The 25,809-nt window shown below is 72.5% G+C and carries 26 protein-coding genes; 9 read left to right on the top strand and 17 right to left on the bottom strand.

The features are described from left to right. Nucleotides 1–28 precede the first annotated feature (28 nt). Entirely contained in the window at nucleotides 29–223 is a 195-nt protein-coding gene (locus AYO52_RS00130) for a hypothetical protein (protein WP_067711458.1), read from the bottom strand. 244 nt (nucleotides 224–467) lie between these two features. Between AYO52_RS00130 and AYO52_RS00125 the strand changes: the two genes are divergently transcribed. Then, entirely contained in the window at nucleotides 468–2,471 is a 2,004-nt protein-coding gene (locus tag AYO52_RS00125) for a 2-oxoacid:acceptor oxidoreductase subunit alpha (protein ID WP_067711455.1), read from the top strand. A gap of 24 nt (nucleotides 2,472–2,495) precedes the next feature. Continuing rightward, nucleotides 2,496–3,566 (top strand): 2-oxoacid:ferredoxin oxidoreductase subunit beta, encoded by a 1,071-nt coding sequence (locus AYO52_RS00120; protein ID WP_067711452.1) that lies wholly within the window; start codon nucleotides 2,496–2,498, stop codon nucleotides 3,564–3,566. A gap of 68 nt (nucleotides 3,567–3,634) precedes the next feature. Here AYO52_RS00120 and AYO52_RS00115 read toward each other — a convergent pair whose 3' ends face one another. The 3 genes from AYO52_RS00115 to AYO52_RS00105 form a co-directional block, all read right to left on the bottom strand. After that, nucleotides 3,635–4,420 (bottom strand): NRDE family protein, encoded by a 786-nt coding sequence (locus AYO52_RS00115; protein WP_067711449.1) that lies wholly within the window; start codon nucleotides 4,418–4,420, stop codon nucleotides 3,635–3,637. A 78-nt stretch (nucleotides 4,421–4,498) separates the two neighbouring features. Beyond that, nucleotides 4,499–5,086, bottom strand: a complete 588-nt coding sequence (locus tag AYO52_RS00110; protein ID WP_067712074.1) for a hypothetical protein — start codon at nucleotides 5,084–5,086, stop codon at nucleotides 4,499–4,501. An 88-nt stretch (nucleotides 5,087–5,174) separates the two neighbouring features. Next, nucleotides 5,175–5,378: a cold-shock protein gene (locus AYO52_RS00105; protein WP_067711447.1), complete on the bottom strand. Its 204-nt coding sequence runs from the start codon at nucleotides 5,376–5,378 to the stop codon at nucleotides 5,175–5,177. Between the two features lie 198 nt (nucleotides 5,379–5,576). Here AYO52_RS00105 and AYO52_RS00100 point away from each other — a divergent pair, with 198 nt between their 5' ends. Next, on the top strand, nucleotides 5,577–7,949 hold the full coding sequence (locus tag AYO52_RS00100; RefSeq protein WP_067711444.1) for a DEAD/DEAH box helicase: 2,373 nt from the start codon (nucleotides 5,577–5,579) through the stop codon (nucleotides 7,947–7,949). A 4-nt stretch (nucleotides 7,950–7,953) separates the two neighbouring features. On the opposite strand, the gene AYO52_RS00095 is transcribed toward AYO52_RS00100, so the two are convergent. The 7 genes from AYO52_RS00095 to AYO52_RS00065 all read right to left on the bottom strand — a co-directional run bounded on the left by AYO52_RS00095 (nucleotide 7,954) and on the right by AYO52_RS00065 (nucleotide 12,768). Beyond that, nucleotides 7,954–8,358 carry an Rv3654c family TadE-like protein gene (locus AYO52_RS00095; protein ID WP_371517018.1) on the bottom strand — a complete coding sequence of 135 codons (405 nt, stop codon included), beginning with the start codon at nucleotides 8,356–8,358 and terminating at the stop codon, nucleotides 7,954–7,956. Then, entirely contained in the window at nucleotides 8,355–8,714 is a 360-nt protein-coding gene (locus AYO52_RS00090; RefSeq protein WP_067711440.1) for a TadE family type IV pilus minor pilin, read from the bottom strand. Before AYO52_RS00090 ends, AYO52_RS00095 begins: the two co-directional genes overlap by 4 nt. Next, nucleotides 8,714–8,998, bottom strand: a complete 285-nt coding sequence (locus AYO52_RS00085; protein ID WP_082923651.1) for a DUF4244 domain-containing protein — start codon at nucleotides 8,996–8,998, stop codon at nucleotides 8,714–8,716. The genes AYO52_RS00090 and AYO52_RS00085 overlap by 1 nt, the downstream gene beginning before the upstream one ends. Nucleotides 8,999–9,067: 69 nt before the next feature. Continuing rightward, a complete protein-coding gene (locus AYO52_RS00080) occupies nucleotides 9,068–9,730 on the bottom strand; it encodes a type II secretion system F family protein (RefSeq protein ID WP_082923650.1) in 663 nt (220 codons plus the stop codon). Then, nucleotides 9,727–10,584 (bottom strand): type II secretion system F family protein, encoded by an 858-nt coding sequence (locus AYO52_RS00075; protein ID WP_067711437.1) that lies wholly within the window; start codon nucleotides 10,582–10,584, stop codon nucleotides 9,727–9,729. The genes AYO52_RS00080 and AYO52_RS00075 overlap by 4 nt, the downstream gene beginning before the upstream one ends. Then, a complete protein-coding gene (locus tag AYO52_RS00070; RefSeq protein WP_067711434.1) occupies nucleotides 10,581–11,765 on the bottom strand; it encodes a TadA family conjugal transfer-associated ATPase in 1,185 nt (394 codons plus the stop codon). The genes AYO52_RS00075 and AYO52_RS00070 overlap by 4 nt, the downstream gene beginning before the upstream one ends. Beyond that, nucleotides 11,755–12,768 (bottom strand): chromosome partitioning protein, encoded by a 1,014-nt coding sequence (locus AYO52_RS00065; protein WP_132062774.1) that lies wholly within the window; start codon nucleotides 12,766–12,768, stop codon nucleotides 11,755–11,757. The genes AYO52_RS00070 and AYO52_RS00065 overlap by 11 nt, the downstream gene beginning before the upstream one ends. 317 nt (nucleotides 12,769–13,085) lie before the next feature. Between AYO52_RS00065 and AYO52_RS00060 the strand changes: the two genes are divergently transcribed. Beyond that, nucleotides 13,086–13,919, top strand: coding sequence for an HAD family phosphatase (locus AYO52_RS00060; RefSeq protein ID WP_096906146.1), 834 nt, complete (start codon nucleotides 13,086–13,088; stop codon nucleotides 13,917–13,919). Between the two features lie 462 nt (nucleotides 13,920–14,381). On the opposite strand, the gene AYO52_RS00055 is transcribed toward AYO52_RS00060, so the two are convergent. Continuing rightward, nucleotides 14,382–15,140 carry an oxidoreductase gene (locus tag AYO52_RS00055; protein WP_067711427.1) on the bottom strand — a complete coding sequence of 253 codons (759 nt, stop codon included), beginning with the start codon at nucleotides 15,138–15,140 and terminating at the stop codon, nucleotides 14,382–14,384. Nucleotides 15,141–15,283: 143 nt separating this feature from the next. Between AYO52_RS00055 and AYO52_RS00050 the strand changes: the two genes are divergently transcribed. The 4 genes from AYO52_RS00050 to AYO52_RS00035 all read left to right on the top strand — a co-directional run bounded on the left by AYO52_RS00050 (nucleotide 15,284) and on the right by AYO52_RS00035 (nucleotide 19,795). After that, nucleotides 15,284–16,111, top strand: coding sequence for a PRC-barrel domain-containing protein (locus AYO52_RS00050; protein ID WP_067711424.1), 828 nt, complete (start codon nucleotides 15,284–15,286; stop codon nucleotides 16,109–16,111). 155 nt (nucleotides 16,112–16,266) lie between these two features. Beyond that, on the top strand, nucleotides 16,267–18,234 hold the full coding sequence (acs, locus tag AYO52_RS00045) for an acetate--CoA ligase (RefSeq protein WP_067711421.1): 1,968 nt from the start codon (nucleotides 16,267–16,269) through the stop codon (nucleotides 18,232–18,234). An 80-nt stretch (nucleotides 18,235–18,314) separates the two neighbouring features. After that, complete coding sequence (locus tag AYO52_RS00040) at nucleotides 18,315–18,830, top strand: phage holin family protein (RefSeq protein ID WP_067711418.1); 516 nt, start codon at nucleotides 18,315–18,317, stop codon at nucleotides 18,828–18,830. 95 nt (nucleotides 18,831–18,925) lie between these two features. Continuing rightward, nucleotides 18,926–19,795 (top strand): alpha/beta hydrolase, encoded by an 870-nt coding sequence (locus AYO52_RS00035; protein WP_156523485.1) that lies wholly within the window; start codon nucleotides 18,926–18,928, stop codon nucleotides 19,793–19,795. A 94-nt stretch (nucleotides 19,796–19,889) separates the two neighbouring features. Here the strand turns inward: AYO52_RS00035 and AYO52_RS00030 are convergent, their stop codons facing one another. From AYO52_RS00030 to nth, 4 genes are read right to left on the bottom strand one after another with little or no spacing between them, the layout of a single operon-like run. Further along, nucleotides 19,890–21,089: a MarP family serine protease gene (locus AYO52_RS00030; protein ID WP_067711414.1), complete on the bottom strand. Its 1,200-nt coding sequence runs from the start codon at nucleotides 21,087–21,089 to the stop codon at nucleotides 19,890–19,892. After that, complete coding sequence (locus AYO52_RS00025; protein ID WP_253701678.1) at nucleotides 21,086–22,057, bottom strand: CoA pyrophosphatase; 972 nt, start codon at nucleotides 22,055–22,057, stop codon at nucleotides 21,086–21,088. The genes AYO52_RS00030 and AYO52_RS00025 overlap by 4 nt, the downstream gene beginning before the upstream one ends. Continuing rightward, on the bottom strand, nucleotides 22,054–22,722 hold the full coding sequence (locus AYO52_RS00020; RefSeq protein WP_082923648.1) for a thioredoxin family protein: 669 nt from the start codon (nucleotides 22,720–22,722) through the stop codon (nucleotides 22,054–22,056). The genes AYO52_RS00025 and AYO52_RS00020 overlap by 4 nt, the downstream gene beginning before the upstream one ends. Beyond that, complete coding sequence (nth, locus tag AYO52_RS00015) at nucleotides 22,719–23,510, bottom strand: endonuclease III (protein WP_067711411.1); 792 nt, start codon at nucleotides 23,508–23,510, stop codon at nucleotides 22,719–22,721. Before nth ends, AYO52_RS00020 begins: the two co-directional genes overlap by 4 nt. A 324-nt stretch (nucleotides 23,511–23,834) precedes the next feature. Between nth and AYO52_RS00010 the strand changes: the two genes are divergently transcribed. After that, on the top strand, nucleotides 23,835–24,539 hold the full coding sequence (locus AYO52_RS00010) for a Crp/Fnr family transcriptional regulator (RefSeq protein WP_067711408.1): 705 nt from the start codon (nucleotides 23,835–23,837) through the stop codon (nucleotides 24,537–24,539). 150 nt (nucleotides 24,540–24,689) lie between these two features. On the opposite strand, the gene AYO52_RS00005 is transcribed toward AYO52_RS00010, so the two are convergent. Continuing rightward, nucleotides 24,690–25,691 carry a hypothetical protein gene (locus AYO52_RS00005; RefSeq protein WP_156523473.1) on the bottom strand — a complete coding sequence of 334 codons (1,002 nt, stop codon included), beginning with the start codon at nucleotides 25,689–25,691 and terminating at the stop codon, nucleotides 24,690–24,692. Nucleotides 25,692–25,809: the final 118 nt, after the last annotated feature.

Raw genomic sequence — 25,809 nt, 5'->3', positions numbered from 1 at the left:
CGTGGTCGACGGGGACCGTGACGGAGGCTCACAGGACGTCGGGGCGGGGCAGGCGGTGGAGGACGTCGGCCGCCGACTCCGCGGGGCACGGGGTCCAGGTCACGACGTCAACCCCGGTCAGGGTGGAGGTGGGTGCGGGCGTGGCCGGGGCGACGGGTGGTAGTACGACGACGACGAGGGCTGCGGTCGCGGACGCGACCAGGCGTCGTGAGAAGTGGGGCATGATGACGAGTTTTTCATCTCCGCTGCGTTCCGGGGGGTTTTCCTGCGGGGGGACCGCCCGACTGGCAGCAATAGACAGATCGGTCTAGGGTGAGGGAAGAAGCCACGTCGCCGAACTGGAACCTGTTACAGTCCCGGTCACACGGTCGTGGCCGCGGGCTGCGCCGGAATCGGCGTACCGTCGAGGGCTGAACGGGAGCCGCGACAAGCCTCGATTCATCACGACTTTCTGGAGGTCAGCACCGGTGGGCAACTCGTCCAAGACCAAGCTGGACAAGGTGGTCATCCGCATCGCGGGTGACTCGGGCGACGGCATGCAGCTCGCCGGTGACCAGTTCACCTCCGAAGCCGCCGCCTTCGGCAACGACCTGGCGACCCAGCCCAACTACCCCGCCGAGATCCGGGCCCCACAGGGCACGATCCACGGGGTCTCGAGCTTCCAGATCCAGATCGCGGACTATGACATCCTCACCGCCGGTGACCGTCCCGACGTGCTGGTGGCGATGAATCCGGCGGCGCTCAAGGCCAATATCGAGGACCTGCCCTCGGGCGGCATCCTCATCGTCAACTCCGACGAGTTCACCAAGCGCAACCTCACCAAGGTCGGGTACGAGTCCAACCCCCTGGGGTCGCCGGCCTTCGAGGCGTTCCAGGTGCACGAGGTCGCGATGAGCACCCTGACGATCGGTGCAGTCGAGTCGGTCGACCTCGGCAAGAAGGACGCCGAGCGCTGCAAGAACATGTTCGCCCTGGGGCTGCTCACGTGGATGTACGGGCGCACGGTCGACTCGATCGAGAACTTCCTCAAGGACAAGTTCGGCAAGAAGCCGACCATTCTTGAGGCCAACATCCTCGCCCTGCACGCGGGCTGGAACTACGGCGAGACCACCGAGGCCTTCGCCTCGGAGTACGAGATCGCCCCCGCCAAGCTGCCCGAGGGCCGCTACCGTCAGGTCACCGGCAACACGGCGATGGCCTACGGCCTGGTCACCGCGGGCCGGTCCGCCGACATGCCCGTCTTCCTGGGCACCTACCCCATCACCCCGGCCTCGGACATCCTGCACGAGCTGAGCAAGCTCAAGCAGTTCGACGTCACGACCTTCCAGGCCGAGGACGAGATCGCCGGCGTCGCCGCGGCACTGGGCGCCTCCTACGGAGGAACCCTCGGTGTCACGTCCACCTCCGGTCCCGGTCTGGCCCTCAAGTCCGAGGCCATCGGCCTGGCCGTGATGACCGAGCTGCCGCTGGTGGTCATCGACGTCCAGCGTGGCGGCCCCTCGACGGGCCTGCCGACCAAGACCGAGCAGTCCGACCTGTTGCAGGCCCTGTTCGGGCGCAACGGCGAGTCCCCCGTCGCGGTGATCGCCCCGCAGTCCCCCGCGGACTGCTTCGAGATCGCCCGCGAGGCCGCCCGGATCGCGGTCACCTACCGGACCCCGGTCATCGTGCTGTCCGACGGCGCGATCGCCAACGGCTCCGAGCCGTGGCTGCTGCCCGACGTCGCCGCCCTGCCTGCGATCGACAAGAACTTCGCCACGGCCCCCGAGGCCGAGGGCGAGGGCGACGACGGCAAGCCCGCCTCCGAGTACCTCCCCTACGCCCGTGACCCGGAGACGCTGGCGCGCGACTGGGCCATCCCGGGCGAGCCCGGACTCGAGCACCGCATCGGCGGACTGGAGAAGGCCAACGGCACCGGCAACATCTCCTACACCGCCGACAACCACGACCTCATGACCCGGACCAGGGCCCTGAAGATCGCGCTCATCGACGTGCCCGATCTCGAGGTCGACGACCCGTCCGGTGAGGCCGACGTGCTGGTGGTGGGCTGGGGTTCGTCCTACGGGCCCATCGGCGAGGCCGTACGCCGCGCCCGCGCGAACGGCCACCGCGTGGCCCGCGCCCACGTGCGTCACCTCAACCCGCTGCCGCACAACATCGGTGAGGTGCTCGAGCAGTACCGTCGGATCCTCGTCCCGGAGATGAACCTGGGACAGCTCGCCATGCTGCTCAAGGCCCGCTTCCCCGCCGACATCCAGCCCATCACCAAGGTGCACGGTATGGCGTTCTCGGCCGAGGAGCTGCAGACCGCCATCGAGTCCGAGTTCGCCGGCCGCCTCGCCCACACCGAGCACGACAAGTACCGCCTGGCGCTCGACGGGGTCATCACCACCACCGGCGAGCCCGCGGCCCGCAACCGGCGGATCGGGCACACCGCCACCGGCACCACCACCGCCAACCGAACCCGCTGACCTGCGAGCGAGGAGAGGAACCCCATGACCACCACCGAATCCGGCCTCGTCGGCAGCGCATTGCCGCTCGACGCGTTGGCGTCCGTGCCCAAGACGGATGCTCCGCAGAAGCCCAAGGACTACACCTCCGACCAGGAGGTGCGCTGGTGCCCCGGCTGCGGCGACTACGTCATCCTGGCCACCATCCGCGCCCTGTTGCCCAAGCTCGGGCTCAAGCGCGAGAACATCACCTTCATCTCCGGCATCGGCTGCTCGAGCCGTTTCCCGTACTACCTCGAGACGTACGGGATGCACTCGATCCACGGCCGTGCCCCGGCCATCGCGACCGGCCTGGCCACCGCACGCCCCGACCAGTCGGTCTGGGTCGTCACCGGTGACGGCGACGCCATGTCCATCGGCGGCAACCACCTGATCCACACGCTGCGCCGCAACGTGAACTTGAACATCCTCATGTTCAACAACCGGATCTACGGGCTGACCAAGGGCCAGTACTCGCCCACCTCCGAGCCCGGCAAGGTCACCAAGTCCAGCCCGATGGGCTCGCTGGACCACCCGTTCAACACCCTGTCGCTGGCGATCGGCGCCCAGGGCACCTTCATCGCCCGCGCCCTGGACTCCGACCGCAAGGGCCTGACCGAGGTCCTCGACGCGGCCGCACGCCACCGCGGCACGAGCTTCGTGGAGATCCTGCAGGACTGCCCGATCTTCAACGACGGTTCCTTCGACCTGCTCCGCAAGGAGGACGCCGGCGACCACCTGATCCCGGTGCGCCACGGCGAGAAGATCATCTTCGGTGACGACGGCCAGCACTGCGTCGTGCGCCGCGGTTTCTCCCTCGCGGTGGCCGCGACCGCCGACGTGGACGAGGCCGACATCGTCGTCCACGACGCCCACGCCGACGACCCGACCTACGCCCACGCCCTGGCCAACCTGTCCAGCCAGGACCTCGAGTACACGGTCACCGGCATCATCCGGCAGGTCCGCCGCGACACCTACGACGACCTCGCCCGCGGCCAGGTCGCCTCCGCCAAGGAGACCTCACCCACGGACCTGCAGGCGCTGCTCGACGGCAGCAACACCTGGACCGTCGGCTAGGGCCGAAGGCACCACCCGCGCCGCGTCAGCGGCGTCGGAACCAGCCGCCCGCGGGGGCGGTCACCGGCTCAGATGCGCCTGGTGACCGTCCCCGTGATGCGTCCTCGGGCGTCCCACGTGCGCTCGACCACGTCGGCCACGCCGTGCTGGTCGACGCGCACGGCGGTGGTCGACCGGGTGCCGTACCGCCGGCCGATGCGGACGAACCTCGACGACAGCCGCCACTCGTGCGTCAGCGGCACGCCCGTGCGCGGCATCGTCCACGGTGTCGCCGGGCGACGATCGGCCAACACGTCCAGCAGCGCCCCGGACCAGTCCGGGCCTGTCATGACGTCGGTGCCCATGAGCGCTCTGACGTCGTGGACCGCGCCCACCACCTTCGGCCAGGGGGTGTCCAACGAGGCGTTCGACAGCCCGTGGACGCCGGTGCCGAGCGCAACCGGGCCGCGGGTGGAGCGGTTGGACGCCCACCACATCCGGTCGAGGTCGCCGGCCAGGAGGTTGACGCCCCCGTAGCGATCGAGGTCGTCGACGACGTGGTGGGCGAACTCCGCGACGGGCACCGGCCCGGTGAGCGCGTCGATGGGCAGCTCGCCGCGGGAGGCGGCTGCGGGGAGCACGGGTCCGGGCTCGCGCACGTTGGTCACCGCCGAGAACCGTCCGCCCGGGGCCACCGCGAGCCAGGTCCCGCCCGCGGTGACGTCCCGGCCGGCGACGATGCCCTCGGCGCCACCGGCGTCGGCGGTCCACTCGTGCAACGGCTCGGTGGGCCGGCTCAGGACCTCGTCCCGGTTGGCCACCACGATCAGCGGGTAGTGAGGGTGGACCCGACGGGCGACGACCAGCATGCACATACCCCCACGGTACTTCGGGCGGCGTCCGCGCAGCGCAGGGCCGACGTCCGGCGCGACGGCGCCAACTATGAGGTCCAGCTAGCCGGGCCAGTGCTGCGGCGGGACCCCGGCGGGCGCGGGCCCGATGCTCTGCGCCAGACGCGTGCGAGCTCGGGCCGTCCCGAGCCGCAGCAGCGGCCCGCCACCCTTGGAGCCGACGTAGGTGGTCCGGATCCCGACGCGGTCCAGCGCCGCGCGCAGGGCGTCCCGTCGAGGCGCATGGTGTTCCATCGCGGCGTCGATGCCCAGCTCGACCGCTCCCCCGTCGGTGACGTGGCCGGCGGTGAGCACCCAGACGCGCAGCGCACCGGCGGAGGGCGTCCACCCCTCGGGCACCGCGGTGACCGCGCCCCGCCGCCAGCGGCGCACCACCGGTACCAGGGCCGGGGTCCGCGCGGTCGACACCGTGCAGCGGCCGTCCGGGCCCGCCTCCGAGCGGATCGGATCGAGTCCCGCCTCCGCCAGGAGGGACTCCAGCGCGTCCGCCCGCCAGGCCGCGTCGAGGGCCACAGAGACCTGCGCGAGCTCACCGGCGAGGGTGGACTGACCCCGGGCGGCCAGCGCCCCCTCCAGGTCCGAGGGCTCGGGGACGTGGTCGTCCGCGGCGAAGAACGACAGCTGCGTCACGGACCAGAGCCTACGGTCGACCCCCGACACATCGCGAGGCCCCCACCGCGCGTGCGGTGGGGGCCTCGCCGTGATCGAGCGGAGCGCCTCAGATGGCGCGGACCTCCTGGGCCTGCGGCCCCTTCTGGCCCTCGCCGACCTCGAACTCGACGCGCTGGTTCTCCTCGAGCGACTTGAAGCCCGAGCCCTCGATGGAGGAGTAGTGGACGAAGAGGTCGGCCGAACCGTCCTCAGGGGCGATGAAACCGTAGCCCTTCTCCGCGTTGAACCACTTGACGGTGCCCTGTGCCATTTTGATGTGTTCCTTTTCCGTACTGCCAGGTGCGACTCGCGGGATGGCCACGCGTGTCGGGCCGGCGCCCCCGACCACGGGGTTCCCGTGGACGATGGTGACGACCGAGTCCAGTACATCACGACCGCGGCGCGAGGAGAACAGATCCGGGGCAGGCCGATCCGGCGCACGGGGTGATCAGCCCTCTACGGTCGAGGGGTGACGACCTACGGACGCGAACTCCTCGGCCACCTGCTCGAGCAGCTGCCGGCCGGGGCGTCGCCTCTCACGCACGCCGTCGACCTGCCGGCGCGCGAGGCCCGGCACGCCGACTGGCCGGCCTGGGCGCACCCCGGTCTGGTGGACGAGCTGCGTGGCCGCGGGGTCGAGCGCCCGTGGGCCCACCAGGTGGCCACCGCCGAGCACGCGCACGCGGGCCGGAACGTGGTGGTCGCGACGGGGACGGCGTCCGGCAAGTCCCTCGGCTACCAGCTGCCCGCACTCAGCGCGCTCGCCGCGGACCCGGGCGCCTGCGTGCTCTACCTGGCCCCGACCAAGGCACTCGGGCAGGACCAGCTGTCGTCCGTCATCTCGCTGGTGGACGCCGTGCCCGAGCTCTCCCACGTGGCACCTGCGTCCTACGACGGCGACACCCCGACCGACGCCCGGCCGTGGATCCGGGAGAATTCCCGGTGGATCGTCACCAATCCCGACATGCTCCACCTGTCACTTCTCGGCCGGGCCCGCCAGTGGACACGGATCCTGCGGGGGCTCCGCTTCGTCGTCGTCGACGAGTGTCACTCCTACCGGGGGGTGTTCGGCTCCAACGTCGCCCTCGTCCTGCGCCGGCTCGACCGCCTCGCGCGGGCGCTCGGCGCCGCACCGACCTACATCCTGGCCTCCGCCACCACCTCCGACGCCGGCGTCGCCGCGACCACGCTGGTCGGGCGCGAGTGCGTGGAGGTCACCGAGGACGCCTCCCCGCAGGGCGGACGGACCGTCGCACTGTGGGAACCCCCGCTGATGGAGGGCCTGTCCGGGGAGCACGGCGCGCCGGTCCGGCGGCCCGCCCCGGTCGAGGCCTCCACCCTCATGGCCTCCCTCGTCGCGGAGGGTGCGCGAACCCTGACCTTCGTCCGGTCGCGGGCCGGTGCCGAGTCGACCGCGTTGCGGGCCCGCGAGCGGCTCGCCTCCGAGCACGGGGAATCCGGCCGCGAGCTGGCCGGACGGATCGCCGCCTACCGCGCCGGCTACCTGGCCGACGACCGCCGCGAACTCGAGCGCGGCCTCGCCGAGGGCGAGCTGGTGGGCGTGGCCTCGACCTCGGCGCTCGAACTGGGCGTGGACATCTCCGGGCTCGACGCCGTGGTCAGCGCCGGCTTCCCGGGCACGATCGCCTCGTTCTGGCAGCAGGCCGGACGCGCCGGACGCCGAGGACAGGGCGCCCTGGTGATGCTGGTCGCGCGCGACGACCCGCTCGACACCTACCTCGTCCACCATCCCGAGGCGCTACTGGGCCGCCCCGTCGAGGCCACCGTCACCGACCCGCGCAACCCCGTCCTGCTGGCCGGGCAACTGAGGTGCGCCGTGAGCGAGCGGCCTATGTCGCACGACGAGGCCCGCGCGTGGGGCGCGACCGACGTTCTGGAACGGCTCGCCGCCGACGGGCTGGTGCGGCGCCGACCGGCCGGCTGGTACCCGGCCGCCGACGACCACACCCCGCACGCCGAGGTCGACATCCGCGGCACCGGCGGGGCGGAGGTGGTGATCGTGGACGCGGTCGACGGCCGCATGCTCGGCACGATCGACTCCGTTCGGGCCCGCTCCCAGGTCCACCCGGGAGCGCTCTACCTGCACCAGGGTGAGTCGTTCGTGGTGGACGAGCTGAACCTGGAGGACGGCCTGGCACTGTGCCACCCCGAGGTGCCGGACTGGACGACCAGCGCACGTGAGCAGGTGTCGATCGACCTGATCGAGACCCTGGAGTCGGTACCCGCCGGTCCCGTCACCCTCTCGCTGGCCGACGTCGAGGTGACCACCCGCGTGACCGGCTACCAGCGGCGGCTGCGTGGCGGCGAGATCCTCGACGTCACCCCGCTCGATCTGCCCGAGACCACTCTGGCCACGCGGGCCGTGGTGTACACGCTCACCCCGCAGTTGCTGCGGGTCGCCGGGCTGGAGGAGGCGGACTGGCCGGGGGCGCTGCACGCGGCCGAGCACGCGGCGATCGGGCTGCTGCCGCTGGTCGCGACGTGCGACCGCTGGGACATCGGCGGCGTGTCGACCGCCCTGCACCCGGACACCGGGTTGCCCACGGTGTTCGTCTACGACGGCTACTCGGGCGGCGCGGGCTTCGCCGAACGCGGGTTTCGGCGCGCGACCGCGTGGCTCGGCGCGACGCTGGCCGCGATCCGCTCCTGCGAATGCGAATCGGGCTGCCCGTCCTGCATCCAGTCCCCCAAGTGCGGGAACGGCAACGACCCACTGTCCAAGCCTGGCGCGATCGCGCTGCTCACCGAGGTGGTGGGACAACTGGGCGGAGTGGGTGCCGGGGAGCCCGCGCCGGCCGGGCCCGCCGCCGGTCCCCGCTGACCCGTCAGACCGGCCCCGCCCGGGCCACCGCCGAGCCCGACCGCACGCCGAACACCCCGAGCTCCACGCGCACCTCGGCGCGGGCCACGACGTCGTGGCCGTCGACCCGGCAGACCGACAACTCAGCACTGTTGGCGGCCGCGATCCCGGCCGCCGCCGCGCACGCGTCCTCCCCCGCGCGCAGCGCGTGCGCTCCACCCAACGCGGCCAGGTCCGCGGCGGCCCGGGCCGCATGCGCGGCCACGGCGGCCCGTCCCACCAGGAGAACCGCCACCGTCAATGCCAGAACCGCGGCGACGGCGAAGGCGGTCATGACGGTCATGGCGCCCTCGTCGTCGTCGACCACCCGCCGCCACCCCGGCGAACGGGGCGCGGCCGCACCGGATCGGTCAGGTACGGGGCGCGTCATCCCACCACCCCCGGCTCGGTCCGCGCGACCGCCCGGCCACGGAGCTCGACACCCGGCAGGCCCCGCGCCGGGGCCACGACCACGGCCGTGACGAACGACCCGCCGCCGTCCACCGACACCTCCGATCCGGGAGCCACCGCCCGTCCGGCCGCGACCCCGTCGCCCGGGCCCGCCATCGCCGCCACCCGGGCGGCCTCCCGCGCCGCGTCGACCACCCGGATCTGCGTGAGCGCCGCGCCGGCCCCGGCGGCGGCGACGCCGAACACCACCACCAGGGAGGCGATGCCGAGGGCCGCCTCCACGGTCACCGACCCGTCGTCGCGGGCCGACGCGGTCCGGAGCCGCCGCTGCGCCATCACACCGAGGTGTTGAGGGCCTGTTCGATGATCCCTCCGAGCGCATCGGGGATCGAGTCGCCGCTGACCACGGTGTAGAGCACCGCGCCGAACGCGGCGGCGGCGATCGTCCCCACGGCGTACTCGACCGTCGACATGCCGGCGTCCGGGGTGGTCACGGCACTGAACCGCCTGGCCAGGGCGGCACGGGCCCGGGCTATCGGCGCGCCGGAGACCGCTGGCGTGCAGGCGGCGTTCCGGGCGGCGTTCCGGGCGGTGGAGTGGGTGGTGGAGTGGGTGTTCATCTGGGTTCTCCTTCTTCGGTGACCGGGGCGGCGTCTCCGTCCCGGAATCGGTGTGGCCGGCCGGTCCGCTCACGGCAGGACTCCCGGCAGCATCCCGTCGGCCAGGCCCACGACGACGGGGAGGACTCCCAGGCAGACGAACGCCGGGAGGAAGCACAGGCCGAGCGGGCCGGCGACCATGACGGCGGCCCGCTCCGCCCGGGCGGTGGCGACGGCGTCCGCCTCGGAGCGCAACCGATCGGCGGCGTGTCCGAGCGCGGCCAGTACCGACCCGCCGCCGTCGGTCGCGCGGGCCAGAACCGGGGCGATCGGGGCCAGCCGGGCGGCGTCCGGGACCTCCCGCCACGCCTCGGCCGGGGCGGCGCCCAGCCGCATCCGCGCCGCGGCCGCCCGCAACGGACGCGCCGACGCGGGATCGGAGTGATCGACGGCGTCGGCGACCGCGGCCAGTGCGTCGGGCACGGGCAGACCGGACTGCAACGCAACCGCCAGCAGGTCCACCAGCTGGGCCAGGGCTCCGGTGTCGGCGCTGGTGGGGCCGCGGCGCGTGATCGTGGCCAGGGCGCGGGCGGCCACCTTCGAGGGGAGCCTGCCGCCGGGTCGATCGCTGTCGCGCGCCCGGGGTGTCGATCCCTCGGCACCCACCGGGAGGGCGTCCGCCCTGTCGGCGGCCCGCGGGCGCCACGGTGCCACGCACAGCGCGGCGGCGAGCAGGAGGACGGCCGCGGTCATCGGGCGGCACCGCCCGCGATGCGGTCGGTCCACAGCAGTCCGGCGGACAGCAGGACCGACCCGGCCAGACACAACCCGCCGCCCAGCGCGCCGCTGCCCAGGACCCCCAGCGGGTCGGCGCCGAAGCCGGACCCCAGGAGCACGCCCAGTCCGGGGAGCGCGGTGAGGATGACGGAGGTGGCTCGGGGTCCGGCGAGGGTGGCGTCCACACGCAGCGCCCGCTGCCGCCGCGAGGCCACGTCGGCCCGCAATCCGTCCACGACGTCGGCCAGCACCACCCCGTGTCGGGTGGCGAGGAGCCAGGCGCCGGCGAGCTCCCCGGCGACCCGGTCCCCGTCCGGGCCGTCGCCTCCGGCGGGTCGCAGGGCTGCCGCGACGTCGCCGCCCAGGCGGGCGTGTGACCCCGCCGCGGCGAGGATCCCGGCCACCCGCGGGTCGTGCGCGGCCGCGGCGTCGGCGGCCTGCCCGAGGGCGCCTCCCGGCCCGGCGCCGGCACGCAGGGCCGAGGAGGTGTCGTCGAGCGCACGCTCCCACGCCCCCAGTCGCGAGAGACGCTGTCGGCGTTCGGTGGCCCGCCCGCGCAGGTCGGCCGCGGCGCCACCCAGCACGGCGGCCGCGCAGGCGTGGATCGGGCCCGCCGCCACGAGCGCGACCGTGCCCGCGGCGACAGGCCACAGCACGCCGATCGGCACCTGCGCGAGGGCGTACCGCAGCCGGGCCACGCCCGCGCCGCCCGCCTGCCCCGCACCGCCCGCCTGCCGCGCACCGCCGACCCCGAGCGCGCGTACCCTGCCGGCCGCGATCCCGCCCGGCCACACCAGCAGCGCGGCGGCGAGGAGCACCGCGGCCGTCATGAGACCCTCGCCCCGAGCACCGCGTCCAGGCCCGCGCGGCCGGGAACCGCCCCACCGTCGGCGCGCCAGGCCGGGTCCACGACGATCCCGTGCGCCTCGCGCCGCACCACCCCGATCGAGTCGACGCCCCGCCGCCCGTCGGGCAGCCGGCGCATCCCCACCACCACCCGCAGGGACGCCGCGACCTGTGCGGACAGGGCCGCCCTGTCGAGTCCGCCCAGCGCGCCGAGCGCCTCCAGCCGGGCGGGCAGCTCCGTGGGCGAGTTGGCGTGGACGGTGCCGGCGCTGCCGTCGTGGCCGGTGTTCAGCGCGGCCAGCAGGTCGGCGACCTCGCCGCCACGCACCTCCCCCACCGCGATCCGGTCCGGTCGCATGCGCAGTGCCTGCCGGACCAGGTCGGCCATGGTCACCTGTCCGGCGCCCTCGACGTTGCCGTGCCGCACCACCAGTCGCACGACGTGCGGGTGCGCGGGTCGCAGCTCGGGGGAATCCTCGACGCACAGCAGCCGCTCGGTCGCCGGGACCAGCCCCAACAGCGCCGCGAGCATGGTGGTCTTTCCGGAGCCGGTGCCACCCACCACGAGGTAGCCCACCCGGGCGTCGACGAGCCCCCGCAGCAGCGGCTCCGCGGAGGCATGCACCGTCCCCGCCTCCACCAACCGGTCGAAGGTCACCTGCGCCGGCCGCGACACGCGCAGCGACAGGCAGGTCCCGTCCACGGCCACCGGCGGCAGAACCGCGTGCAGTCGCCACGCCATCCCGTCGCGGGAGCGCACCACGCCGTCGGCCCAGGGTCGGGCGTCATCGAGCCGCTGACCCGCCCGTCCGGCCAGGCGTACCGCGAGCGCCCGCAGCTCGGCCTCGGTGGGTACGACGACGTCCGTCTCCTCCAGGCCGCGTCCGCGGTCCACCAGTGCCGGCCCCGGCCCGTCGACCACGACGTCGGTGACACCGGGGCTCGCGAGGAGCGCCTCGAGCGGCCCGGCCCCGGCCAGGTGCTCGCGGACCAATCGCGCTGTACGCAGCAGGTCGAGGTGGCCGTGCAGCACCCCGGACTCGGCCCGCACCGCGCGGACCACCTCGTCCGGCTCGGGCTCCACGCCCAGGCCGGCGAGCCGCGCGCGCACCCTGTCGACGAGGTCGGCCGGCGGTGCGACCACCGCCGGATCGTCACCGTTCATCGAGGTCCACCTGCTCCAGCAGTGCGTCGGCGAGCGCGGCCAGTCGTCGCACCCGGCCCGCCCGTCCGCGATGGAGCGCGGCCGCCAGCTCACCGGCGCCCGCCGCACGGCGGACCGCCCGGATCTCCGGCAGGACGTGCCAGTTCCTCGCCCCGGCCACGTCGGCGACGTCGGCGGCGTGCAGGGGGTCGCCGCGTCCGGTCCTGATGACCAGGACCACGCCCGGGTGGTCGCGCACCGCGTTCCCGGCGGCGACAGCGCCCTGGAGGTCGGCCCTGGTGACGACGACGACGAGGTCCGCACCGGCGAACACCGGCCCGCCGTCGGCGAGCCCACCGCGATCGCTCACCACGAGTCCCCCGGCCGACCGGTGGGCCTGCTCCGCTCCCGGGGCGCCGTCGAGGGCGCGGACAGGGTCGGCCACGACCGGTCCACTCCTGGACCGCGCCAGGACGCCGAGTCCGGGCAGGGCCTCGGGCACCGCACCCCACAGGGCCTCCGGATCAGGTCCGCCCAGGTCGGCGCGCACGTCCTCGACCCGTAGCCCGGGCCGCTCCTCGACGCCCAGCACCAGATCGACGCCGGTGCCGTGCGGGTCCGCCTCGACCAGCAGGGTCCGGAGGGACGGCGCAGCCCGAACCGCCAGCGCCGCCGCGAGGGTGCTGGCCCCGCAGCCGCCCACCGCGCCGGCGACCACGATCAGCGGACCCGACCGCGTACGCACCGGCGCGAGCAGCGCACCCACGAGATCGCCGGTGCCGGACGGCAGGCGGACCACCTCGTCGTCGTCGCCCCGGTCGCGGTCAGACCCCACCCGCACGACGCGTGACCTACCGGTATCCACCACGGCGTCCGCGCGATCGGTGACCACCACCTCGGAGTGGTTCCCGGCCCGGGTGTCCGTGTCCAGGGCGAGGGCGGCCAGGACGGCACGCACGTCGGCGTCCAGATCGGGGTCCGCGACGTCCACCGCGACGGACCGCGCTCTCGTAGTCGTGTTCACGGGGCTCAGCCTCGCGCATCCACCCACCCGTCGACCGCTCCGCGGAGGCCCACGGCGGCCCGCCTGTGGAGGGGGACGGGGCTGTGGACAACGTGCCGCGGGGAAAGCTCGCGAGGGCACTGTGCGGTGGGCGCGTCGGCAGCTGTCCGGTACAGCCGAGCCCGCGAAATGCGAGAGACCGCGGCAGGGGGTGCGGCGGTCTCTCAGAAGTGTCAGTTCTCGGGGGGATGAACTGAGCACCTTAGGGGGATGCCCATCACGGGCACCGTCAGTATCGCCCATCTGCGTCGCCAGCACAAGAACCGTATCGTTGGGGCGTGTCCGCCCCACGCCCACCGGGCCCCAGGATGTCGCACCGCCCTCGCCGGGTCGCTGCGTTCTTCGACCTGGACAAGACGATCATCGCGACCTCCTCGGTGTTCGCGTTCAACAAGTCGTTCCTCGGCGAGGGACTGCTGTCGCGACGGTCGGTGATCGATCTGGCCTATACGCAGCTGGCGTTCAGCCTGTCCGACGCCGACGACGAGCAGATGCAGAAGGTGCGTCAGGCCATGGCGACCGCCACCAAGGGGTGGTCGCCCGAGCAGGTCGAGCGGATCGTCACCGAGGGACTCAAGGAGACCGTCTCCCCGACCGTGTACGCCGAGGCCCAGGACCTGCTCGCCGAGCACCGCGCGCTGGGCCACGACCTGGTGATCGTGTCCGCCTCGGGCGAGGAGTTGGTGGCGCCGATCGCCCGGATGCTCGGCGTGGACCACTACGCCGGCACGCGGATGAACCGGGACGCTGACGGCCGCTACGGCGGATCGATCGAGTTCTACTGCCAGGGTCCCGGCAAGGCGGAGGCGATCAGCGCGTTCGCGGAGCGCTACGGTTACGACCTCGAGGCGAGCTACGCCTACTCGGACTCCTCCACCGACCTGCCCATGCTCGACATGGTCGGCCACCCGACGGTCATCAACCCCGACCGCGCACTGCGGCGCGAGGCGCTGGAGCGGGGCTGGCCGATCCTGACGTTCGAGAACCCCACTCCGCTGCTGCCCACGCTCGAACGGGCGACCGGGCCGATCGTTGGGGTGGCGGCCATCGTCCTGGCCGTGGGGTCCGCCACCGTGTCGTTCGTCCGGGCCGCGCGACACGCGGGGCGGTAGCGCGCACCATCGGGTGCGCGCGGCGGCGGGGCGGGCCCGTGCGGTGCGTCGGCAACACCTCATCATCGGCGTCGGCGACGGGCACGGGCGATAGCCGGACTCCCCCACGAGTTCCCGTGTTCCTTGTGCGATCCCACCATCGCCCCGGGCCGGTCACAGGCGGCATGCTCAGGGCACGGTGGTGAAGACGCCAGGACCGGGACGGAAGAGAAGTCACGGCCCCCCGCCCTCCTCACCGTCATCGACATTCGGAAACCCACGCGACGGATAACGCCCGAGAGGCAACACCAGCCGTGGGTCCGCGCCAGCCGTCACCGACGGTTGTCCCGGACCGGCGACACGGCGGATCACAGGACGCTTGGTACCCGGATCTCTCGATGCACCGCAGTGAATTGGCGGGTCGACTCCGGTCGGCCCGCCATTCGCGCGCGCCCGGCCCGTTCGGCCACCGGCGCGCTCCGCTTAGCCCCCGGCTGCGTCGGCGATCGAGGTGGCCTCGCGCGCGCCGGCCTCGAGGGCTCTACAGCAATGGAGGAGCCATTCGGTCACGCCCTCCTCGGTGCCGCTCATGTATCCCTGCAGGGCGGCCCGGTGTGCCTCCGGGTCCCGATAGAAGGTCACCTCGGGCACGCCCAGGCCATGGGGGTCGAGCCCGGTCGACACCCCGACCAGGCGGAACGCCGCCCGGGCGACGATCCCGTCCGCGGACCCGAACGGTCGCAGGCCCGAGAGTTCGCCGACGACGACCGCGGCGAGGACGGGCGCCGGCGCGCGGGTGCCACCGGTGATCAACTCGGCGAGGCCCTGGAGACGCTCGGCGACCCCCGCCTCCGGGCGCGGCCGGCCGAGACCCTGAGGGTCCACCCCGGGCCCGGACGCCGCGAGGAGGTGCAGATGGGCGAGTTCCTGGAGGGGCGAGCGGGTCCACACGGACACGGCGCGGTCGAGCGACTCGCCCGTCAGTTCCCCGGCCACGCGCAGCGCTGCCGAGAGCACCTCGTCCTGCTCGCCGTCGGTGTCCAGGCGGACGGACGCGCCCTCGACGCCGGCCGATGCGCGCGCACCCCGCAGCACCGATTCGGCGGCGGTGGTGGGCCATCCGCGGCGGTTGGCGGGGTGTCGGTGCACCGAGGCGAGGGCTGCCCGGGCGGCGTCCGCGGCCTCGGCCACACCGGGCAGGGCGAGGAGCGGGGCGAGCGGGTCGGGGGCGGTGGAGGTCACGGGTCGAGGTTACCGACCCGGCGCGAATCGGCCGACACAGGTGATTTTCAGCTGCCTCAACCGGTGTCGAGCTGGTGTAATCAGCCCAATCCGTCGGGGCACGCGCCCGGCTCAGCCCCTACACCTCGATCCCGGAGGCCCTCGTGAATCTCAAGGACCAGCTCGACGCGCTGCTCGACGCGACCGCCTTCGACTCGACCGGGGCCAAGGTCGGCACCGTGCGCCAGATCTACGTTGACGATGCCAGTGGCAAGGCGACGTTCGCGACCGTCGCCACCGGGATCTTCTCCGCCGACGCGATCGTCCCTCTCCACGGCGCGCGACTCCTCGATGACGAACTCCATGTCGACCACACCCGCGCCGTCATCCGCGACTCCCCGCGCCCCGACAACACCGAGGACGCCCTCACGCCGGAGCAGGAGGCCAGGTTGCTGGAGTACTACGGCATCGAAACCCCCACGCGGCTTCGCGGAACCTCCGCGTCCGGGCCCGGGACGGCGACCGGGGAGTCGGCGCCGAGCGGCGGAAAGGAGACGAGCGCGGGCAAGACGGCAGGCGCCGGGAATGCCGAGGGCACCGGCAAGACGGCAGGCGTCGGCAAGACAGCCGTCGCCGACAAGACGGACACCCCGGCGGGTGCGGGCAAGACGGACAGCGCCCGGACGACCAGCGGCACGCCGGCGAGCGGCGGCGGGGCCGCGGTCGGAGACAGCGCAGAGGGAACGGGCACGTCGTCGGGCACCGGCGCGCCGCGCCGGCCGGCTACCCCACCCGCATCGACCGGGACCACGGCACCGACGGGCGCGACGTCGGAGAGCGGGAACGAGTCGACGACGACGAGCTCCGCGACCTCATCCTCGTCGACCGACACCCCGGAACCCGCGAAGTCCTCCGGCCCGGGGCCCGCCACACCCGCCGGGCCGCCGTCCGACGACGGCTCCTCGAAGGGCGAGAACCCCCCTCGCGAGTGAACGGAATCGGACAGGCCTCCCCCGACCTCCCCCCGCCGGGCCAGATCCCGAACACGGTGCGCCGCATGTGACTACGCTCACATACATCGGTCCGGTCGCTTCCGCCGTGACGATCCCGGCCGTCCGTGAAATCTGATCCCGAGAGAGAGCCGCTGATGACCGCTCCCGAGCACGACCAGTCCTTCGCTCCCGACCCCGACTTCGCCGCGCAGGCCAATGCGCAGGCCGACCTCTACGACAGCGCGTCGAGCGACCGTCTCGCCTTCTGGGAGGAGCAGGCTCGGCGACTCGACTGGGACACCGAGTGGACCGAGGTCCTGGACTGGTCTGACGCGCCGGTCGCCAAGTGGTTCGTGGGCGGCAAGATCAACGTGGCCTACAACTGTGTCGACCGCCACGTGGAGGCCGGCAACGGCGATCGTGTGGCCATCCACTGGATCGGCGAGCCCGGCGACGACGCCCGCGACATCACCTACGCCGAACTCAAGGACGAGGTCAGCCGGGCGGCCAACTACCTCAGCTCGCTCGGCCTCGTCGCCGGTGACCGCGTGGCCATCTACATGCCCCTGCTGCCCGAGGTCTACATCGCGATGCTCGCGTGTGCCCGCCTGGGCCTGACCCACTCCGTGGTGTTCGCCGGATTCTCACCGAACGCGCTGCGCTCCCGCATCGACGACGCGGAGGCCAAGCTCGTCATCACCGCCGACGGACAGTTCCGGCGCGGTAAGCCCGCACCGCTGAAGGCCGGGGTCGACGACGCGCTCTCCGGAAACGGCGTCGATGCCGACGGCGACGCCGAGTCCGTGCAGAACGTGCTCGTGGTCCGCCGGACCGGTCTCGATGTGGACTGGACCGACGGCCGTGACGTCTGGTGGGACGAGGCGATGTCCGAGCAGTCCACCGAGCACACGCCGGAGGCTTTCGACTCGGAGCACCCGCTGTTCCTGCTCTACACCTCCGGCACGACCGGCAAGCCCAAGGGCATCGTCCACACCTCGGGCGGGTACCTCACCCAGTCCGCGTACACCCACCACAACGTCTTCGACCACAAGCCCGGCGAGGACGTCTACTGGTGCACGGCGGACGTCGGCTGGGTCACGGGCCACACCTACGGCGTGTACGCCCCGCTGGCCAACGGCGCCGAGTGCATCGTCTACGAGGGAACCCCGAACTCGCCCGACGAGCACCGTCACTTCCAGATCATCGAGAAGTACGGCGTCACCATCTACTACTCCGCGCCGACCCTGATCCGGACGTTCATGAAGTGGGGCAACGAGATCCCGGCCGCGCACGACCTGTCCTCGATCCGCCTGCTCGGTTCGGTCGGCGAGCCGATCAACCCGGAGGCGTGGCGCTGGTACCGCGAGAACATCGGCGGCGGCAAGGCTCCCATCGTCGACACCTGGTGGCAGACCGAGACCGGCGCGATCATGATCTCCCCGCTCCCGGGCGTCACCGAGACCAAGCCCGGTTCCGCCATGCGGCCGCTGCCCGGTATCGAGGTCGCCATCGTGGACGGCGACGCCAAGGAGGTCGCGACGGACGAGCAGGGCTTCCTCGTGATCACCGAGCCGTGGCCGGCCATGCTCCGCGGCATCTGGGGCGACATGGAGCGCTATCGCGACACCTACTGGTCCCGGTTCGCCGAGGAGGGCTACTACTTCGCCGGTGACGGCGCCAAGTGGGACGCCGACGGCGCACTGTGGGTGCTCGGTCGCGTCGACGACGTCATGAACATCTCCGGTCACCGCATCTCGACCTCCGAGGTCGAATCGGCCCTCGTCGGTCACCGCGCGGTCGCCGAGGCCGCGGTCGTCGGCGCCAACGACGAGACCACCGGCCAGGCGATCGTCGCGTACGTGATCCTGCGGGGCAACGTGGACGCCGAGGAGGATCGTCAGAAGCTCATCGACGAGCTGCGGGCCGAGGTGTCGCGGGAGATCTCCCCGATCGCCAAGCCCCGCGACATCACGATCGTGCCCGAGCTGCCCAAGACGCGGTCCGGCAAGATCATGCGTCGCCTGCTCAAGGACATGGCCGAGGGCCGCGACGGCGGCGACACCTCGACCCTGTCGGATCCGACGATCATGGACCAGATCCGCGAGAAGGGCACGCGCGGCTGACGGGTAGCGGGTGAACACCGCCACGTGACGTGGCACGATGGACGACGGTGCATCCGTCGCCGGACTATGGAGGAACAACCGTGAGCCACGCCCAGGGAACGCACAAGCCGACCGAGGCCTCGATCCCCTTGCATGACGCTGACTCGATCGGCCGTGGCGACGCCAGTATCGGCACCCTGGTCAAGAACGCCACGACGCAGGTGTCGACACTGGTCCGTGCCGAGATCGAGCTGGCGAAGACCGAGGTCACCGAGCAGGTGAAGAAGGCCGCGACCGGGTCCGGCTTCTTCGTCGCGGCCCTCGTCCTGCTGCTGATGTCCTTCTTCCCGTTCGTGTTCATGTGGGCCAAGCTCATCTCGATGTGGTTCGGCACCAAGACCTGGGACTGGATGGGCTTCCTCATCGTGTTCGTCGTCCTGGTGCTGCTCGCGGCGGTGTTCGGACTACTCGGCTACCGCAAGGTCAAGAAGATCCGGAAGCCGCAGCGCACCATCGACTCGGTGTCGGACCTCAAGCTGGCCATGCCCAAGGGCAACGAGCCCCGGCCCGGCACGGTGCGTGTCACCGAGACGCCCTTGCCCGCGTCGAAGTCCTGAGAACTCCCGCTCACCGGCCGCCCGACCCGTCGATCGTCAGGATCGACGGGTCGTGGCGGCACCGTGACGTCTCGGCCAACGGCATCCGCCTGCACATCGCCGAGGCGCTGCCGGCCGACACCCCGCCGGGCCGACTCCCCCCTCTGGTCCTCCTGATCCACGGTCTCAGTGGAATCTGGTGGACGATGCGGGCGCCCATGCTCGCGCTGGCCGACGCCGGGTTCCATGCCGTTGCCGTCGATCTCCGGGGCCACGGCGACTCGGACAAGCCGCCGCGCGGTTACGACGGGTGGACCCTGGCCGCGGACATGACCAACCTCATCCGGGCCCTCGGTCACTCCTCGGCGGTGGTCGTCGGCCAGGGCGAGGGCGGATTCATCGCATGGACCGCCGCCTACCGCCGGCCACGCGCGGTGCGGGGCCTCGTCGTCGTCGGCTCTCCCCACCCGATCGCCACCCGGCGCGCCGCACTGCTCGACCGCTCCCAGCGTCGTGCGCTGGTGCCTCGCCTGCTCGCGGACCAGGCGCCGCGGTTGCCCGAGCGGCACCTCACCCGCGACGGCGCCGCAGTGGTCGAGGAGATGCTCCGCAGTCGATCCGGGCCCACGTGGCCCGACACGGAGAACTTCCGCGAATCCGCCGACCTGCTCAGGCGGTCCATGCTCATCCCGAAGGTCGCCCACCTGACCCTGGAGAGCCGCCGCTGGATGGTGCGGAGCCAGTTCCGTCCGGACGGCCGCGACTTCCGCCGCGCGGTCTCGGGCGTCCTGCCGCAGCCCGTGCTGGGGATCAGTGGGACCGAGGACCGGTTCATTCTGCCGGCCACCGTCCGCGCGTCCTCGGCGTGGGCGCGCGACTTCACCACCGAACTGGTCCCGGGGGCCGGGCACTACCCCGCGATGGAGGCCCCGGACGCCACATCCCGGCTGATCGTGGACTTCGCGCGGCGCGTCACCCCGCTCTGAGCCGCCGGGACTCCGACCCGCCGGCCGGGCCTCGCCGGCCAGCCCCGCCGGCCGGGCCTCGCCGGCCAGCCCCGCCGGCCGGGCCCCGCGGTGATCAGCTGGGCAGCCCCACGCACCGCCCCGTCGAGACCGACTCCTGCGCATCGACCGCGAGCTGGAGCTGCGGCAGCACCTGCTCCACGGTCAGCGCGTACCCGGTGTCCGCGGCGTCCATCGCGGCGCCGAACACCACACCGGCGACCTGCCCCTGCGGGGTGACCAGCGGTCCGCCGGAATTGCCCTCGCGAACGGAGCCCCGCAGGATGTACACCTCGCGCTCGACGGTCTGCTCGCGGTAGATGTCCGGGCCGCGCAGGGTCACACGCTCGCGGATCCGTGCCGCGTCCGGACGGTAGGGCCCGTTGCCCGGGTAGCCCACGACGATCGCGTCGTCGCCGGTGCGGGCACGGTTCTCGGCGAAGGGAAGAACCGGAGCGTCCAGCCCGTCCACGCGCAGCACCGCGATATCCACGCGGGGGTCGTAGACCACCACCTCGGCGTCCAGCTCGTCATCACCGGACACCACGGTCGCGGACTCGGTGCCCGCCACGACGTGCGCGTTGGTCATCACGAGCCCCGGCGCGGCCACGAACCCCGACCCCTCCAGCGCGCGGCTGCAGGACTCGGCCCGGCCGCGGATCTTCAGCACGGACGGCTGTACGCGGGCCACCACCTCGGAGCCGGCGAGGACCGGATCGGGCGGTGGGACCTCCTGCATCGGGGTGGTCCCGAAGGGGCCGAGGATGTCCGGGAAACCGGTGGTGCCGAGGACCGAGGTGAACGTCGCGGGGATCCGTTGCAGCTGTTCGGGGGCGACGTCGTCGATCTTGGCCAGCACGGACGACCCCCGCACCGCCTTGCCCAGCCCGGGTCCCTCCTGCGCGGCGATGGGCACCGCGACCAGCCAGGCCACGAGCAGCATGGCCGCGGACTGGAGGACGGCGCCCACCGTGCTGTCGAGGAGTCGTGCACCGGATCCGGCGATGTAGCGCCTGGCGGCGCGGCCGATCGTGACGCCGGCGACCTGCCCGATGATCACCATCACCGCGATGATCGCCAGCCCCGCGGACAGCCTGCCGAACGGCGAGTCGATCTCCCGCACGAGGTGCGGGGCCACCAGCAGGCCGGAGGTCGCGCCGATGCCCACCCCGAGCAACGCGAAGCCCGACGCGGCGGCCCCGTTGATCCAGCCCGAGATCGCCGCGGCCGCGGCGAGTGCGAACAGTGCCAGGTCGAGCCATTGCGAGCCCGTCACCGGTACCCCCTCCGAGGATTGTCCGCGGGCAGGTCGAGCGACTCCTCGCCGTCGGCGGGCTGCTCGCGGTCTCCGGCCAGCTCGCCGTCGGGGGCCGTGCCACCGGCGACGGCGCCGGCGGCGGCGCGCGCGCTCAGCCCGGGGACGCCGGCGACGGTGCGATCGGCCAGTGGGTCCGCGGATTCGCGGCGGGCCTCCTCGGCCGACATGCGGTGCTGCTCCCCGTTCGCGGACGCGGCCAGGGTCTTCTCGAGGTCCCGGATGTCGGACGTGTCCCAGTCCAGGTCCCATCCGGCGGAGTGGAACATCGCGGCGAGGATGCCGGCGGTGAAGCCCCACACGACGAGATCGTCGTGCTGGAACGCCGGGCCGGTCCACCCGGTGGTGTGCCGGAGCAGGAATCGGTTGGCGGGATCGAGCAGCTCGTCGACCGGCACGGTCATCACGCGCGCGGTCTCCCCCGGGTCCACGACGTCGACCTCCATCGGCTCCCGCCAGTATCCGAGCACCGGTGCGACGGAGTAGTTCGAGACCGGGATGTACAGCTCGGGGAGCACCGCGAGCACGTCCACCCCGTCGGGGTCGAGGCCGGTCTCCTCCCACGCCTCCCGCAGGGCGGCCTCCACCGGGCCGCTGTCGGTGTCGTCGACGCCGCCGCCGGGGAACGAGATCTGACCCGAGTGGCTGCGCAGCGTGGGGGCTCGGTGGGTGAGCAGGACGCGGGCATCGCTGGGCGGCTGGGGGCCGGGCGCGTCCTCCGAGCCGGAGAACAGCACCAGGACGGCGGCGTCGCGGTGCGGCCGGCCGACCTCGTTGGGACCGCGGTCCTCGGGCGGACGCCGTCTCGGCAGCAACCCGTCGAAGCTGCCGTCGGTGCACGCCGTCATGAGGGGGTCCATCCAAGCGGGGTGCGGGACGCCGGTGACGTCGCCGGGCCGGGGCACGGGCCCGTTCGCGGGGTTGCTCACGCGGTCACCCCCAGGTGCTCGGCAACGGCGTCGAGCACGTCCTGCTCACTGTCCATGGGTTGGACCAGCACGTGCGCGACCGTCCCGTCGGCGCGGACGAACAGCGTCAGGGGCAGGACGGGAGGCGCGCCGAGCACGGTCGGCAGCTCCTCGTCCTGGTCCGAGACCGAGATCAGGTCCTCGATGCCCAGCGCGGCGAGGGTGTCGAACCCCTTGGTCTCGGACGGGTCGGTGTGCGAGAGCACCACCTTCACCTTGTCCCCGAGGGTGGCCTGCGCGTCACGGATGGCGGGCAGCTCACGGCGGCACGGTTCGCACCAGTAGGCCCACATGTTGACCACCATGGGCGTGCCGGCCTGGATCTTGCCGAGCGTGGTGGTGGAGCCGTCGTCCATGCAGCGCACCATCAGTCCGGCGACGGGGCCGGTGGTGGTGGCGGGCACGGCGCTGTCGCGGCAGGCGGGGAGCCCGGCCTCGGCGCGGACCGCGGGGTCCACGACGGTGCGCGGCTCGTCCGCGGGCGGGGCGCCCACGGGAGGTGCTGTGGGGGCGGCGGTCGGGTCGCCGGACCCGTCGTCGGTGTCACCGAACGTGGAGAGAAGTGCGACGACGACGCCGATCATCGCCACGAGAGCGACCAGCGACCACCGGGCTGAGGCGCTCACGCGTGGTCCCCCAGTCCGACCAGTTCCAGCAGGTGGTCGCGCTCGGGTCCCGCCACGAGGCGGGCGGCGGCGACCGGGTCGAGCGGGCCGGCCTCGCCCGCGGACGGGCAGTCGTCGGCCAGCACACACGCCCCACAGGCCGCGGTCCGGGCGTGGCACACCCGGCGACCGTGGAAGATGATCCGGTGGCTCGCGTCGGTCCAGGAGGCCCGCGGCAGCATGCGCGACACCTCGCGCTCGATGCGGACGGCGTCCGTGGCCTCGGTCCACTTCCAGCGGTTCACCAACCGGATGAAGTGGGTGTCGACCGGCAGACCCGGGATCCCGAATGCGTTGCCCAACACCACGTTGGCCGTCTTCCGTCCGAATCCCGGGAGGGTGACCAGGTCCTCGAGCCGCTGCGGCACCTCGCCGTCGTACCTCTCCACGAGCGCCGCGCCCAGGCCCTGGATGCTCCGCGCCTTGTTGCGGTAGAAGCCCGTCGGTCGGATGAACTCCTCCAGCTCCTCCCGGTCCGCCCCCGCGTAGTCGGCGGCGGTCCGGTAGCGCGCGAACAGTGCCGGCGTGACCTCGTTGACCCGCTTGTCCGTGCACTGGGCGGACAGGATCGTCGCCACGCTCAGTTCCAGCGGGTTGGTGAAGTCGAGCTCGCAGTAGACGTGCGGGAACGCCTCCTCGAGGGCGCGGAGCATGCGTCTCGCGCGCCGGGTGCGCCCGAGGTCGGTCTCCACCCCCCTCGCGGCCGCCCCTCGTCTGCGGCGCGTCACGGCAGGAGCTGGGTCGGGCATGAGTCCACATTACGGCTCGGTGCCCCCGCCGCGCGGAACCGCCGCCCCGGGTGCGTGTGCGGCACGGGATCCGGGGGTGGATAATCGGACAGATGCAGGGAATCCTCGTCGTCCTGGTGCCGGTCCTCCTCGCCGGATTCGCACTACTCATGGACCGTTTCGAGAACGCGATCCTCGACGAACCCGAACAGATCGACGTCTGAACCATCCCGCTGATCGCGCGTCGCCACCACCACCGACGCGCTTACGACTACAGTGGTTTTCGCCACACGCACGCCATGGCGCGGACACGCATGTCCTCGCCCGAACGGAGGGTCACAGACTGTGACGATTGATCGCCGCACGGACCAGTCTGCCGACGACGTCCTCACCAGAGCCGGAATCTTCCAGGGCGTGGAGCCGGCAGCCGTCTCCGCCCTGCGTGACGACCTGACCAGCGAGGAGTACTCGAAGGGTGACGTGATCATCCGCGAGGGCGAACAGGGCGACAGCCTGTACATCGTCACCTCCGGCAAGGTGAAGCTCTCCCGCAAGGCGCCCGACGGTCGCGAGAACCTGCTGTCGATCCTCGGTCCGTCCGACATGTTCGGCGAACTCTCCATCTTCGACCCCGGCCCGCGTACCTCGTCGGCCGTGTGCGTCACCGACGTGTCCGTGCAGGCCATGGACCGTTCGGCTCTCAAGCGCTGGATCGCCGAGCGGCCGGAGATCTCCGACCAGCTGCTGCGCGTGCTGGCCCGCCGCCTGCGCCGCACCAACAACAACCTCGCGGACCTCATCTTCACCGACGTTCCCGGTCGCGTGGCCAAGGCCCTGCTGCAGCTGGCGCAGCGCTTCGGCACGCAGGAGGGCGGCAACATCCGCGTGACGCACGACCTCACGCAGGAGGAGATCGCGCAGCTCGTCGGCGCCTCCCGCGAGACGGTGAACAAGGCTCTCGCCGAGTTCGCGCACCGCGGCTGGCTGCGTCTCGAGGGCAAGAGCGTCATCATCTCGGACACCGAGCGTCTGGCCCGCCGCGCCCGCTGACGCCCCAGCCCCAGCCCCAGCCCCGGCCCCGTCCCCAGCCCCAGCCCCCGCCCCGAAATCCGCTACCCGGAATAGGGATCCGCTAGTCCAATTCGACCAGCCGATCCCTATTCCGAGTAGCGGATTCTTGGTTGCCGGCGGGCGACGCTCTTACGCCGCGCGGCCAAGTCCGAGTTGCTCCTGCCGACGCATCGCGTCCTTCACCCGCCGGACGATCACGTCCGGACGCCGCAGGTCATCCCATACCCAGCGAATCACCACGTAGCCGGCATCTTCCAGATCGCGCTGCCTGTGGCGTTCGCGGCTCAGTGCTTCCCGTATCTCCTGCGGGCTGTTCCCGTATTTGCCGAAGCCGTCCGCCTCGCCGATGAGCCTCCATTCTCGCCAGTAGAAGTCCACGCGGAACCGCTTGCCGCTCCGGCCCGACAGCCACACCTGCATCTCGGGCTGCGGGAGACCCGCGAACACCAGGATCAGCCGTATCAACGATTCCAGAACCGATTCCGCCAACCCGCATGTCAGCTCCGGCAGCGCCCGCGCGCGCCCGACACCCGTGCGCCCCTTCGCCAGACCCGCCTCGTCCTGGAGTTCTGGGCGCGACAACATGCCTCGGCGGATGGCCTGATCGGCAGCAGCCACGCCGCTCTCCAGGCTCACCGTCCGTGCGACGTCGATGATCGTCCTGGCGGGAGAGGTCAACTGGATGCCGTCGACGAGCCTGGTCGCCCCCTCCACGGGCAGGGTGAAGCACACGAGCGCCGAACTGCGCCGCGTTCCGCCGCCCTCGCGTGGCCGGGTGGCGGTGGGCCGGTCCAAGGAGATCCCGTGGAGCGGCAGCCCGTAGAGCGCGAGGGCGGAACCGTGCGACATCACCGTCCCGGGTTCCACCGCGAGCGCGGCCGCCCGAGTTCGTTCGAGGAACTCCCGCTCCCTGCGGACGTAATCGGGCCCGCTCCCGGCGGGCGCCTCCTCCGGCTCGTGGGCGTAGACGCCGGACCGCACCCGCCGTAGCGTTCCGGCGCCGATCCGCCTGTTGATCTCATCGTGGTCCAGGCCGCTGCGGGCGAGCTGCGCGAACGTCGAGAGAAAGGGACTGTCGTGGACGTCTGTCTTTGATGCACCCATGTTCGGCAGTCTCGCCCACGCCGACACGCGCACTCCCGCTGTAACCCGCGATATGCAGGCCGCCTGTGGAGAAATCCTCCCTGTGGACAATCTCCCCCGCGTCCCCGCGCCCCACCCAAATCCGGCTCTCCTGACATATCCGTGG

Origin of the sequence: Dietzia sp. 111N12-1 (genome assembly GCF_001658045.1) — a bacterium.
Lineage (GTDB): Bacteria > Actinomycetota > Actinomycetes > Mycobacteriales > Mycobacteriaceae > Dietzia > Dietzia kunjamensis.
Note: the sequence above shows the minus strand (reverse complement) of the source record. Positions and strands in the feature narration are given on the sequence as shown.

Bases quoted from the DNA above. Each gene is read 5' to 3' on its own strand.
- AYO52_RS00130 (WP_067711458.1), bottom strand. From the start codon at position 223: ATGCCCCACTTCTCACGACGCCTGGTCGCGTCCGCGACCGCAGCCCTC.
- AYO52_RS00120 (WP_067711452.1), top strand. From the start codon at position 2,496: ATGACCACCACCGAATCCGGCCTCGTCGGCAGCGCATTGCCGCTCGAC.
- AYO52_RS00115 (WP_067711449.1), bottom strand. From the start codon at position 4,420: ATGTGCATGCTGGTCGTCGCCCGTCGGGTCCACCCTCACTACCCGCTG.
- AYO52_RS00105 (WP_067711447.1), bottom strand. From the start codon at position 5,378: ATGGCACAGGGCACCGTCAAGTGGTTCAACGCGGAGAAGGGCTACGGT.
- AYO52_RS00095 (WP_371517018.1), bottom strand. From the start codon at position 8,358: ATGACGCGCCCCGTACCTGACCGATCCGGTGCGGCCGCGCCCCGTTCG.
- AYO52_RS00090 (WP_067711440.1), bottom strand. From the start codon at position 8,714: ATGGCGCAGCGGCGGCTCCGGACCGCGTCGGCCCGCGACGACGGGTCG.
- AYO52_RS00085 (WP_082923651.1), bottom strand. From the start codon at position 8,998: ATGAACACCCACTCCACCACCCACTCCACCGCCCGGAACGCCGCCCGG.
- AYO52_RS00080 (WP_082923650.1), bottom strand. From the start codon at position 9,730: ATGACCGCGGCCGTCCTCCTGCTCGCCGCCGCGCTGTGCGTGGCACCG.
- AYO52_RS00075 (WP_067711437.1), bottom strand. From the start codon at position 10,584: ATGACGGCCGCGGTGCTCCTCGCCGCCGCGCTGCTGGTGTGGCCGGGC.
- AYO52_RS00070 (WP_067711434.1), bottom strand. From the start codon at position 11,765: ATGAACGGTGACGATCCGGCGGTGGTCGCACCGCCGGCCGACCTCGTC.
- acs (WP_067711421.1), top strand. From the start codon at position 16,267: ATGACCGCTCCCGAGCACGACCAGTCCTTCGCTCCCGACCCCGACTTC.
- nth (WP_067711411.1), bottom strand. From the start codon at position 23,510: ATGCCCGACCCAGCTCCTGCCGTGACGCGCCGCAGACGAGGGGCGGCC.